Origin of the sequence: Collinsella sp. AM10-26 (genome assembly GCF_003472525.1) — a bacterium.
Classification (GTDB): domain Bacteria; phylum Actinomycetota; class Coriobacteriia; order Coriobacteriales; family Coriobacteriaceae; genus Collinsella.
The window spans coordinates 1-12,389 of the sequence record NZ_QRMC01000010.1; the positions used below are offsets into that span (position 1 = coordinate 1).

Genomic DNA, 12,389 nt, shown 5'->3' on the forward strand with positions numbered 1-12,389 from the left:
ATCGCAAGAAGATGACGGGGCGGAATGTCAATCCTGGTCTAACAGAGCCTTTTCTATTAATCAAGTTGCACGTAATCTTGCTCTCTAGCTAATCAAGAATCGGTATAATTTTGATTAGCTAGAGAGCAAGATTGGAGAATCATGGCATTCAACGACTTGATCGCCCAGAAAATAAAGGACTTTGAACAGCAGGGGGTTCCACAGGTCTTTGAGCGAGACCTTGATCTGGGAAACCCACAGGAGCCAAAGCGCGACAACATCGTAAATGTGGTTGTGGGGGCCCGCCGTTGTGGAAAGACGTATCGCCTGTATCAGGAGATGCTGCGGCTTCGGGGCCGGGGCGTCGAGCTTGACCGGATGCTTTACTTTAATTTTGAGGACGAGCGCTTGCGCCCGTATGAGCCATCGCTGCTGGCGGACGTGCTCGACACGTTCTATGCGCTGCATCCTGCTGCTCGAACCGAGGGCGCTTACATTTTCTTTGACGAGATCCAGGAAATTCCCGAATGGGGTGCGTTTTTGCGGCGTGTAGTCGATACGGAGAAAGCGACCGTCTATGTGACGGGATCTTCTTCTAAGATGCTGTCCTCAGAACTTAAGAGTGAGTTCAGGGGTCGTTCTCTTATACGAGAGCTTTTTCCGTTGAGCTTTTCGGAATACGTTCGATATAAGACGGGGAGCGTTTTCGAGCCAGATGCGACCTTTTCCCCAAGCGATGCAGCGCTGCTTCGACATCATCTGATCGGATATCTTGAACGAGGGGGATTCATCGCGACGCTTGAGCAGACGCCCGCAGACGCGATTCAGCTGCTACAGGAATATGCTTCGCGAACGGTCGCTATGGACGTCGTTGAGCGTTACGACGTCAAGAACCCTCGCCTGGCATCGCTGTTCCTAACGCGGTGTATGGCATCTTCGGGACGAGAGCTGTCGGTGAACAAAGTGTACAACGAGTTCAAGAGCAGGCAGATACCCGTCAGTCGTAATTCGCTCAGCGACTTACTTGAGTATTATGAGGATGCCTACCTGCTGTTCTCCGTGCCGGAGTTCACGCGTTCACTGGCAAATAACATGCGGTCTGCGTCTAAGGTCTACGCTGTCGATCCCGCGATGTTTGGAGCATTCTCTCCCGCATCGGCATTGGACCAGGGCCAGAGGCTCGAGACCGCAGTGTTCAACGCGCTAAGAAGAAGGACTCCCGCGGTGAGGATCGGATCGGTCTGCCGCCTGCTGATCAAAGAGAAGAGCAAAAGCCATGAGGTGGACTTTGTGGCTGGGGACGCACTTCTCATGCGGGCTTATAGCCTGATCCAGGTTAGCGTGGAGATGGCAAGTGAGAAAACGCGCGAGCGCGAAATTGCCGCGCTTGATGCCTCGATGGCCCAGTTCGATCTTGGTGAGTCGGCAATCGTTACCATGGATGAGCAGGCCGATATTCCATGCGAGCACGGTGTGGTACACGTTGTTCCCGCATGGAAGTGGCTCCTTGCCTAATCATCTACGGATCTGTGGGGCCAGGACCTCCTGGCCCCTTCATCACGGTTGGGGAGCACCATGATGCGCCCGGCTAGTCCTGGGCCTTGATGCTCGGCAGCAGAATCTGGGCGAGGTAGTCGCACTCGAGCTTGGTGGCAGCGTCGGCCTTGCCGTCTTTGCCGACCAGCATGTTCTTAATCTGGCTGTAGGTGTAGCGGTTGCCGGTCGTGAGCTCGACAAGCTCAATGGCCGTGTCCATGGGGTAGGTCGACACGGGATTCTGCGTCCGCCCGTTGATGGTCTGGGGCACCACATACGGATAGACGGGGCCGCTGGCGTAGACCGTGTAGCCGTTACCAAGGTTTGCCGTGCCCAAAACCGTATCGCCCTCATCGGGCGTAAAGCTCTCGCCGTCGCGCACCGCGACGAGCGTCACGATCGGCGTATCGCTGTCGCCGGCAAGATAGATGCATAGCGTGCTGCCATTCTGCCAAGTCTCGACCTTGCCGTACCACTCAACGGGAATATCGAGCTGATACAGGTTCGTTGCCTTATGCCGAGCATCGGCGTCGCGGGCTGCCTGCGCCTCGCTTGCGCTCACGGCGTTGGCGGCGGCATCACGGCGAGCGGTTGCCGCCTGCTGAAGTATCTTGGCGGCCGCGGCAGAGCTACAACCGCCCTCCTCGGCATATTTGGCGGCGGCATCGATCTGGTCGTCGGTTACCGTGTCGGCCGAAGGCACCTTGAGCTTAAAGGTAGCCTGGGCACTTAAATCCTGTCCATCGCTCTTAACGGTGACCTGCGTCTTGGTGGTCGGGACGGTATAGATGGTGCCGTCGGCCGCGATGGGGGAGGCAGCGATGGAGAGCGTGTAATCGCCGGGCAGCAGTTTGATGCCGCGGCCGTGCTCGTCAACATAGAGCGTTTCGCTCACGGAGGAGGCGTCAGAATCCTGCCCACTCACCTGTACGGGAATCTTGGAGCCAGTGGAACAGTCGAGGCCAGCGGCATGCACGCCAATCTGCACTGACATCATCGTGTGGGCATTGGCGGCGACAGCGGCAGCCTGCTCTTGTTGATATCCGTTCCAGGCAGCATAGCCTGCACCGCCGGCGACGAGCGCGACGGCCACAACGCCGGCAACCATTAGGTTGCGGCGCTTGGGCGACATCTTGCGATGACGAACCTCGGCTTCGCGTGCCGAGGGAACGGACGGCAGGGGAATATCGCCCATGGCGATGGTCTCGTCCACGGCTGGTGCGGAACCTAGGCCAGGAAGCTCACGGGTCAGCGAATCCTCGGCCGGCAAGCTGTTGAGCAAGACGGTTTCCTCGCCCGTGTCGGATTCGGGCTGGTTGCCGGCCTCGCTTTCGGTGTCTTCGTGATCTGCCTCATCTTCGGCAGGCTCAACATCGTCTGCATCCTGATCATCGAACTGCGCCTCGGCTTCCGGCTCATCCTGCACGTCAACGCCCGAATCGTCAAACGCAATCTCGCCAAGCAAAACTCGGTCTAGGCTCTCCAGGGCCTCGGCACATGCCTCTGCATCTTGGGCCGAGTCCTCTTGGCCCCTCGTCTCATCTTTCATATATCCCCCAAGCTCAATATCGGGACAACAATGTACCCAAAAACAGGGTCATATAGAGCTGCCAGGCAATTGGAAATCTGATTTTATCTGTGCGAGAGGTTTTGAATATGTGCGTGAATGCACGCGCGGCAGCAAAAAGCCCCCGGAAAGCGGACGAATCGCTTTCCGGGGGCATGCAATACGTTGCATTGCGCGGAGTCGGCCAGGCGACTTCACATTCAAGCGGCGTTTGCGTCAGGCACGTTACTCGGCGTGCGCGTAATCGACCTTGGCGCGGCGGGCGGTAGCCTTCTCCCAGTCGCTGGTGCCCTCAAAGACATCCTGCTTGTAGGGATTGCGGCCGAGCTTCTTGGCGCGGTAGGCGATGTAGATGATCGCGGCGATGTTGGCGATCAGCGCGACGACCGAGACCGCGGTGGCGACGCCTGCGTCGAGCGTGGAGTGGGTCACAAAGATGGACTCCTCCTGGAAGTAGGGGAACACCTGGGCAAACATGCACCAAATAGCCAGCGTAAAGGCGCGGTTCTGAATCCAGCCACCCTTGTTCCAGATAAAGGCGGCGACGGTGGGCGCCAGCAGCAGCGCAAAGCCGCAGAACCAGGAGTGGGTGGGCAGGCAGTTGTAGGTGTAGCAGAAGTTCCAGATATCGTAGGCGATGATGTAGACCCAGGTCATGTCGGGCCACAGCATGTCGGTCTGGTCTTCGGAGGCGTAGACGCTCCACCAGCCGGTCATGCAGAAGATGTTGATGATGCCGGCGATGCCGTTGAACACGTTGTTCCAGCCGGCAAGCTGCGTGGCACCTTCGGAGGTGACCCAGGTGGACTCGCCCAGGACAAAGAAGTGATAGGCGCTCTCAAAGTCGGACACGACGGCGATCATGATGTTGATGGCGACAATCACAAACGGCCATGCGCGGAACCAGTGCGCCTTGCCGATCTTGCCCCACTGGTACTTAATGGCAATGAAGCCCCAGCAGCCGGCGAGCGCTGCGTACACCTTGGCGTAGTGGAACCAGCTGTTCTGGTACACATGAGTGGGGTTGGTGAGCGCCCACTCGGCACCCTGCGAAACGCCGATGGCGATGGCGACGCAGTAGATGGTCATGGCCAGCGGAGCCACGCCAAAGATGATGGCCGCGCCGAGCTTGGTGCGGCGGCCGACCTCGTTGAGCACGATGAGGCCAATAAAGACCATGGCCCAGCCGGCCCAGTGGATAAGGGTATTGCTACCCCAAACATCGAACAGCATGCTGCTCTCCTTTCACACGCCCGCGGCCCTTCTTCTGATCGCGGGCAGTTTGGCCAAATGTCGTCAGTTCTGGGGCTTGCGCTCCGGATACTTGGCGGTATAGCCCTCGATATGGAGTGTCGAGGCGATGATTTCCTTGACCGTCTCGTCGGGCACATCGGGGTGCGTGCGGATATACATCAACAACCCCATGATGAGGGTGTAGAACGTCTCGTAGACATGGTCAATGCGGAGCTCATGATGGGCGACAAAATCCACCACGGTGGTGTCGCAGATGTATTGCGCCACGCGCTGGACCACGTTGTGCAGAAAGCCGCCGTAGAGCGCGCCGCTGCTGGAGGTCAGGGTGCTCGGCAACTCGTGGCCGCTCACGACCAGGCGTTTAAAGAGCGGAGCGACGGTGTCGAGTGCGCCTTCGATGTCGCCAACCGTGCGGCTGGCGTTCCACTGTTCGAGCTCGGCGATAAAGCCGTCGATTGCCTCGTCCATAACGGCGGTGACGGCGGCGTCCATATCGGCAAAGTAGTGGTAGAACAGTGAGCGCGTGCAGCCAGCCCGCTTGGTCACGGCCGATACCGAAAGATGGGACACGCCCAGCTCAGCGCTCACGGCGCTCACGGCGGCGAGAATCTCGCGTCGGCGCTCGTCACCCGTCAGGCGCTTTGCCGTGCTGTCGGACGCGAGGACGGCATCAGCGACAGAGATGTTTGCCGTGTTATCGCTCATACGTTTGCCGCCTTTCATCCGTTTGGGCCCGACCGTTCGCCTAACAGTCTTGATTATTGTTGACGGTTCGTCAATACTGTTTTTGACACAATGTCAACAATAGCGGGTGAACGGCATGGGGGCATGTCGAGCCCGTACAAAGAGGGGCGCCGCGGTCTCGCCGGGCTGTGGCAAGAGAAGGGACGACTATGATTCTCAACGGACCGGGGATTAGCTATACCGAGCCCGATATCGGAGCGGAGTTTGTGCCGCCGCTGCCGGAGCATCCGCGCGAGGCTATCGTCAAACTGTGCGAGCACTGCACCAACCGCCTGTTGCACCGCGACGAGCTGCTGGGCTACGAGTACTGGTCGTTTGCCGAGGCCGCAACCGACGAGCAGGCCGAAGTGCTCTGCAAGATGAAGATGCGCCGTCCCTATACGCTGCCCGAGATGGTCAAGCTCACCGGCATGCCCGAAGCCGATATCGAGAAGATGCTCGACGACATGAGCTACACGGGTCTGCTCGAGTACAACTGGGAAAATCCCGAGCGCGCCAAGCAGTGGGTGCTGCCCATGCTGGTGCCGGGTTCTGCCGAGTTCCTCAACATGCGCATGGGCCAGCTCGAGGAGCATCCGGTCTATGCCAAGTTCTTTGAGCAGGCGTCCAAGGGTCCGCTGTCCCGTGCTACGCCGATGGTGCCGCCCGGAGGCGCCGGCATCGGCATGCACGTGATTCCCGTCGAGAAGGCCATCGACGCCACGAGCACCTCGGTGCCGATTGAGCATATCGAGCACTGGCTCGATAAATACGACGGCAAGTATGCCGCGAGCACCTGCAGCTGCCGCGCGAGCCGTCGCGTGATGGGCGAGGGCTGCGCCGACGATCCGCGCGACTGGTGCATTGCCGTGGGCGATATGGCCGACTACGTGGTCGAGACCGACCGCGGCCACTATGTGACGCGCGAGGAGGTCTACGACATCCTGCGCCAGGCCGAGGACAACGGCTTTGTGCACCAGATCACCAACATCGACGGCGAGAACAAGATCTTCGCCATCTGCAACTGCAACGTTAACGTGTGCTACGCCCTGCGCACCTCGCAGCTGTTCAACACGCCCAACCTGTCGCGCTCTGCCTATGTCGCCAAGGTCGAGAAAGACAAGTGCGTGGCCTGCGGTCGCTGCGTCGAGGTATGCCCGGCCGGGGCCGCCAAGCTCGGCCAGAAGCTCTGCAGCAAAAAGGCGGGCGGACAGGTGCCCGAGTATCCGCGCCAGGAGCTGCCCGATGCCACCAAGTGGGACCACACCAAGTGGTCGCCCAACTACCGCAACGACAACCGCATCGAGACGCATGAGTCCGGCACGGCGCCCTGCAAGACGGCCTGCCCCGCGCATGTCGCTGTTCAGGGCTATCTGAAGCTTGCGGCGCAGGGTCGCTATGACGAGGCGCTGGCGCTCATCAAGCGCGAGAACCCGCTGCCCGCAATCTGCGGCCGCGTGTGCAACCGCCGCTGCGAGGACGCCTGCACCCGTGGCCGCGTGGATGCCGCCGTGGCGATCGACGAGGTCAAGAAGTTTATCGCCCAGCGCGACTTGGATGCCGCGACCCGTTATGTCCCGCCCGTGGTGACGCCGACGCGCGCCGGCGGCTTCGATCAGAAGATCGCCATCATCGGTGCCGGTCCGGCCGGTCTGTCCTGCGCCTTCTATCTGGCCGAGAAGGGCTACAAGCCCGTCGTGTTCGAGAAGAACGAGCGCCCGGGTGGCATGCTCACCTACGGTATTCCCAGCTTTAAGCTGGAGAAGGACGTTATCGAGGCCGAGGTCGAGGTTATTCGCCTGATGGGTGCCGAGTTCCGCTATGGCGTGGAGGTCGGTCGCGATGTGACGCTCGACGAGTTGCGCGAGCAAGGCTTTAAGGCCTTTTATGTGGCCATCGGCTGCCAGGGCGGCCGCCTAGCCGGTATTCCGGGCGAGGACGCCGAGGATGTGACGGTGGCCGTCGACTTTTTGCGCGAGCTCAACAGTGGCAAGATCGACGCACTACTCGGTCGCACCATCGTGGTGGGCGGCGGTAACGTGGCCATCGATGTCGCGCGCAACGCCTGCCGTCTGGGATCCGAGCATGTTGAGATGTTCTGCCTGGAGAGCGAGGCTCAGATGCCCGCCAGCGAGGAGGAGCGTCGCGAAGCCATCGAGGATGGTGCTCACATCAGCTGCGGCTGGGGTCCCAAGGAGGTTCACCTGGACGATACGGGTCGTGTGTGCGGCATCACCTTCAAGCGCTGCACGCGCGTCTTTGACGACGAGGGCCGTTTTGCGCCCGAGTACGACGAGAACGACCTGCGCCGCGTCGATGCCGACCGCGTCGTCATGTCGATTGGCCAGTCCATTGTGTGGGGCGACCTGCTGGCTGGCTCCAAGGTGGAGCTTGGCCGCGGCCAGGGTGCTCTTGCCGATCCGCAGACGTACCAGACCGCTGAGCCCGACATCTTTGTGGGCGGCGACGTCTACACCGGCCCCAGCTTTGCCATCGACGCCATCGCCGCCGGTCACGAGGCCGCTGTGTCCATCCATCGCTTTGTGCAGCCGGGCTCCACGCTCACCATCGGCCGCAACCAGCGCCGCTACACCGCGCTCGACCGCGACGATGTTGTGATTGAGAGCTATGACAACGCGAGCCGCGAGGTGGCACGTGTCGACCGCGAGCGCGAGAAGGCTGCGCCCTTTAGCGAGTACGTCGAGACCTTTACCGAGGAGCAGGTGCGCGCCGAGACCGCTCGCTGCCTGGGCTGCGGTGCCTCGATCGTCGACCCCAATAAGTGCATCGGCTGTGGTCTGTGCACCACCAAGTGCGCGTTCGATGCCATCCATCTGGATCGCGACCGCCCCGAGTGCTCCACGATGGTCAAATACGAGCAAAAGCTCCCCAGCCTCGGCAAGTACGCTTTGAAACGCGCGATCAAGATTAAATTTGGGAAGAAGTAAAAGAAACTAACAAGTTAGTGAGCGGCGCGGAGCGTCGCTCACTGACGTTTAGTTGACATTGCATCAACCGTTGTTGAAAGGTTTCTACCTTGCACGAATTGGGAATCGTTTATCACATCATTCGCGATGTCGAGAATGTGGCGCGCGCCAATGGTGTGAGTCGCGTTTCGAGCGTGACGCTGCTCCTGGGCGAGGTCTCGGGCGTCGTTCCCGATCTGCTGCTTGACGCTTGGCGTTGGGCGGCAGATAAAAAGCCCATCGCGCAGGGCGCGGAGCTTATCGTGGAGCCCGTCGAGGCCGTGACGCATTGCGACGCGTGCGGCTGCGACTACGCGACGGTCGAGCACGGCAAGACCTGCCCCCATTGCGGTAGCGGCGAGACCTATCTGCTGCAGGGCCAGGAGGTCATGATCAAGCAGATCGAGACCCCCGACGAGGACCCAACAGACGCTGCCCCCGACGGCCTCTCCGATGCCCCCGATGCCGTCGACGCCGCCAACCCCCTTCACATCGCCTAACTTAGTCGTTGGGGACGTTCTTAAACGACTAGTCATTAAAGAACGTCCCCAACGACTACTTTGCTAAAGCATATTTCTTACCATTAGTCAAGCACCATCTGTTTAAACGAAATGGCCTCAACCCGAGCACATTTATGTCTGTTTAAAACCGGCAATAATGAACAGCGTGCTCAATTCGGTCATGTAAATAGATCAGCTATCAATCCTCAGCAGCAAATCAGTCAAAATACTGGAATGTAATCAGCTTGTAACAAAACAAGACGTTTAAACAAATAATGCTAGCTTTTGCAGTTTTTCATATAATTCTGCTGTATTTGCAGCTATACTCTTTTTTGTCGTGTAGGAATTACGTAGACAAAAAGGAGGTTATGTGATGGTAAGTATTGTTCTTGCTAGCCATGGTGACTTGGCGGCTGGAATCAAGCAGACGGGCTCGATGGTCTTTGGCGATCAGCCGTCTGTAGCCGTGGTCTCGCTCGAGCCGAGCATGGGCCCCGACGACTTCCGCGCCAAGGTCGAGGAGGCAATCGCTTCCTTAGAGGACCAGGAGCAGGTGCTCTTCCTCGTCGATCTGTGGGGCGGCACGCCCTTCAACCAGATCAGCGGGCTCATCGAGGGCCACGATTCCTGGGCTATCGTCACCGGTGTCAACCTGCCTATGCTCATCGAGGCATATTCGCAGCGCTTTGACGCAAAGAACACTGCACATGCGATCGCAAAACATCTCGTGACTGAGGCTAAGGCCGGCGTGCGCGTCAAGCCCGAGTCTCTGGAGCCCGAGGAGAAGAAGCCGGCTGCGGCCGCTGCTGCTCCTGCAGGCGCCATCCCTCCGGGAACGGTCATCGGCGACGGGCACATCAAGATCGCCCACGTCCGTATCGACACCCGTCTGCTTCATGGTCAGGTGGCCACCACGTGGACCAAGCAGATCAACCCCAACCGCATCATCGTGGTTTCCGACGGCGTTGCTCACGACGAGCTCCGAAAGACCATGATCGAGCAGGCTGCCCCTCCGGGAGTCCATGCCAACGTCGTGCCCATTAAGAAGATGGCCGAGGTCGTCAAGGACACGCGCTTTGGTGACACCAAGGCCATGCTGCTCTTTGAGAACCCGCAGGATCTGCTCAAGGCCATCGAGGCCGGCGTCGATATCAAGGAAGTCAACATCGGTTCCATGGCTCACTCCAAGGGCAAGGTCGTCGTCACCAACGCTGTCGCTATGGGCGATGACGATGTCAAGACCATCGAGGCTCTCAAGGCCAAGGGCGTCAAGTTCGAGGTCCGCAAGGTTCCTTCGGATTCCTCCGAGGATCTCGACGCCATGTTGAAGAAAGCTAAGGCCGAACTGGCCGCTCAAGCATAGTAAAGGAGGGTCCGATACATGTCCGCGCTTACTATTGTTCTAATCGCGATTATCGCGCTGCTTGCCGGTATGGAAGGCGTTCTGGATCAGTTCCAGTTCCATCAGCCGCTCGTTGCGTGCACGCTTATCGGTCTCGTAACCGGTCACCTTCAGGAGGGCATCCTCCTGGGCGGTTCGCTTCAGATGATGGCCCTTGGTTGGGCTAACGTCGGCGCCGCCGTCGCACCTGACGCCGCCCTGGCTTCTGTCGCATCTGCCATCATCATGACACTTGCCCTCAACGGTGGTGTTACTGATTCCGGCAAGGCCGTTACCGCCGCCATCGCCGTCGCCGTGCCTCTGTCCGTCGCCGGCCTGTTCCTGACCATGATCTGCCGTACCCTTGCCACCGCTATGGTCCACGGCATGGACGCCTGCGCCGAGAAGGGCGACTTCGCCGGTATCGAGCGTTGGCAGTACGCTGGCATCCTCATGCAGGGTGTTCGTATCGCCATCCCGGCAGTGCTTTTGTGCATCATCCCGGCGGAGGCCGTTACCAACGCGCTTAACGCTATGCCCGACTGGCTGTCCGGCGGCATGGCTGTCGGCGGCGGCATGGTCGCTTCCGTCGGTTACGCCATGGTCATCAACATGATGGCCACCAAGGAGACCTGGCCGTTCTTCATCCTCGGCTTCGTCCTGGCTGCCATCCCTCAGCTCACGCTGATCGCCCTGGGCCTCATCGGCATCTCCCTCGCCCTCATCTACCTTGGCCTTAAGGACCTGGCCAAGCAGGGTGGCGGCATGGGCGGTGGCTCCGGCGACCCGCTCGGCGACATTCTGAATGACTACGAGTAGGAAGGGAGTGATACATATGGCAGAGAACAAGATTCAGCTTTCTAAGTCCGATCGTCAGAAGGTTTGCTTCCGTCATCAGTTCCTTCAGGGTTCGTGGAACTACGAGCGTATGCAGAACGGTGGCTGGTGCTACTCGATGATCCCTGCGATCAAGAAGCTCTACACCAGCAAGGACGACCAGATTGCCGCGCTTAAGCGCCATCTGGAGTTCTATAACACTCACCCCTATGTTTCCGCCCCCGTCATTGGCGTTACCCTCGCCCTCGAGGAGGAGCGCGCCAACGGTGCTCCGATCGACGACGTCGCCATCCAGGGCGTCAAGGTCGGTATGATGGGCCCGCTCGCCGGCGTCGGCGACCCCGCCTTCTGGTTCACCCTTCGCCCGATTCTGGGCGCTCTGGGCGCTTCCCTGGCCCTGTCCGGCAGCATCGCCGGTCCGCTGCTGTTCTTCTTCGCGTGGAACATCATTCGTTACGCCTTCCTGTGGTACACGCAGGAGTTTGGCTACAAGGTCGGCTCTTCCATCGCCAAGGATCTCTCCGGCGGTCTGATGGGCAAGGTCACCGAGGGTGCTTCCATCCTGGGTATGTTCATCATCGGCGCCCTGGTCGAGCGCTGGGTGTCCATCTCCTTCACCCCGGTCGTCTCCAAGGTCACGCAGTCTGCTGGCGCCTTTATCGACTGGGCTAACCTGCCCTCCGGTTCTGAGGGTGTCAAGGAAGCACTGACGATGTATAACTCCATCGGTGCTAACGCCCTTGATCAGGTGAAGGTCACCACGCTTCAGGCTAACCTCGATCAGCTCATCCCCGGCCTTGCTGCCGTGTGCCTGACCCTTTTTGTCTGCAAGCTCCTCAAGAAGAAGGTCAGCCCGATCATCATCATCCTGGCTCTCTTCGCCGTCGGCATCATCGGTCGCGTCTGCGGCTTCATGTAAGCACGCTTCGGCTTAAGACCGAGAGTTGCTAGGCAAGGGCTTTTAAGCCATTGAAACGGACCGCACCCGGTGGGTACACTGGATGCGGTCCGATTGTTTTATTTGGAGGGCGAGGCGCGCATGGCGCAATCTCAGAACAGCACGGTCGATCTAGCAACGCCGGCAACCTGCCTGATGGGTCTTACCAGTCACGGTAACGTAATGGTGGGCAATAAGGCGTTTGAGTACTATAACGAGCGCAATCCCGAGGACTTTATTCAGATCCCGTGGGACGAGATCGACTATATCGCCGCCGAGGTTTTGCGCGGCACCAAGAAGATCACGCGTTTTGCGATCTTTACCAAAGAGAACGGCCACTTTACGTTTTCGACGCGCAATGACAAGGAAACGCTACGCGCGGTGCGTAAGTACATTGACGAGGACAAGCTCGTTCGTTCGCCCGATTTTATCGACGTGACCGCTAAAGGCGCCAAGAGCATCCCCTCCGTCATCAAAAACCTCTTCCACAAAGGCAACTAGTCATTGGGGACGTTCTTAAACGACTAGTCATTAAAGAACGTCGCAGATGACTATCTCGAAGAGCGGCTATGCGCTGCATGGTAGTGGCGCAAATCTGCTACACTAATACAACATGCCTCCGTAGCTCAGGGGATAGAGCACCGCTCTCCTAAAGCGGGTGTCGACGGTTCGAATCCGCCCGGGGGCACCAGAAGTAAATGCAGGTCAG

Annotated in this window: 10 protein-coding genes and 1 tRNA gene; 8 read left to right on the top strand and 3 right to left on the bottom strand. The window is 59.3% G+C overall.

Annotation, left to right across the window (positions count from 1 at the left end; all coding sequences use genetic code 11):
- Positions 1 to 141: 141 nt before the first annotated feature.
- Positions 142 to 1,494, top strand: coding sequence for an ATP-binding protein (locus tag DW123_RS08785; protein ID WP_117735389.1), 1,353 nt, complete (start codon positions 142 to 144; stop codon positions 1,492 to 1,494).
- A gap of 73 nt (positions 1,495 to 1,567) precedes the next feature.
- On the opposite strand, the gene DW123_RS08790 is transcribed toward DW123_RS08785, so the two are convergent.
- From DW123_RS08790 to DW123_RS08800, 3 genes are all read right to left on the bottom strand, one after another.
- Entirely contained in the window at positions 1,568 to 3,064 is a 1,497-nt protein-coding gene (locus DW123_RS08790) for a hypothetical protein (protein WP_118273699.1), read from the bottom strand.
- A 243-nt stretch (positions 3,065 to 3,307) separates the two neighbouring features.
- A complete protein-coding gene (locus DW123_RS08795; protein WP_118273698.1) occupies positions 3,308 to 4,315 on the bottom strand; it encodes a DUF5692 family protein in 1,008 nt (335 codons plus the stop codon).
- A 63-nt stretch (positions 4,316 to 4,378) separates the two neighbouring features.
- On the bottom strand, positions 4,379 to 5,041 hold the full coding sequence (locus DW123_RS08800; RefSeq protein ID WP_117735392.1) for a TetR/AcrR family transcriptional regulator: 663 nt from the start codon (positions 5,039 to 5,041) through the stop codon (positions 4,379 to 4,381).
- 188 nt (positions 5,042 to 5,229) lie between these two features.
- Here DW123_RS08800 and DW123_RS08805 point away from each other — a divergent pair, with 188 nt between their 5' ends.
- The 7 genes from DW123_RS08805 (at position 5,230) to DW123_RS08835 (ending at position 12,371) form a co-directional block, all read left to right on the top strand.
- Positions 5,230 to 8,007, top strand: a complete 2,778-nt coding sequence (locus DW123_RS08805) for an FAD-dependent oxidoreductase (RefSeq protein ID WP_199570215.1) — start codon at positions 5,230 to 5,232, stop codon at positions 8,005 to 8,007.
- Between the two features lie 89 nt (positions 8,008 to 8,096).
- Entirely contained in the window at positions 8,097 to 8,525 is a 429-nt protein-coding gene (locus DW123_RS08810) for a hydrogenase maturation nickel metallochaperone HypA (protein ID WP_117735393.1), read from the top strand.
- A 373-nt stretch (positions 8,526 to 8,898) separates the two neighbouring features.
- The gene (locus DW123_RS08815; RefSeq protein WP_118273697.1) at positions 8,899 to 9,888 is read left to right on the top strand and encodes a PTS sugar transporter subunit IIB; all 990 of its coding nucleotides are present in this window, start codon (positions 8,899 to 8,901) and stop codon (positions 9,886 to 9,888) included.
- 18 nt (positions 9,889 to 9,906) lie between these two features.
- Positions 9,907 to 10,725 carry a PTS mannose/fructose/sorbose transporter subunit IIC gene (locus DW123_RS08820; protein ID WP_117735395.1) on the top strand — a complete coding sequence of 273 codons (819 nt, stop codon included), beginning with the start codon at positions 9,907 to 9,909 and terminating at the stop codon, positions 10,723 to 10,725.
- A 16-nt stretch (positions 10,726 to 10,741) separates the two neighbouring features.
- Complete coding sequence (locus DW123_RS08825; RefSeq protein WP_117735396.1) at positions 10,742 to 11,662, top strand: PTS system mannose/fructose/sorbose family transporter subunit IID; 921 nt, start codon at positions 10,742 to 10,744, stop codon at positions 11,660 to 11,662.
- 120 nt (positions 11,663 to 11,782) lie between these two features.
- Entirely contained in the window at positions 11,783 to 12,181 is a 399-nt protein-coding gene (locus DW123_RS08830) for a DUF956 family protein (RefSeq protein ID WP_117735463.1), read from the top strand.
- Between the two features lie 114 nt (positions 12,182 to 12,295).
- A tRNA-Arg gene (locus DW123_RS08835) sits at positions 12,296 to 12,371 on the top strand.
- Positions 12,372 to 12,389: the final 18 nt, after the last annotated feature.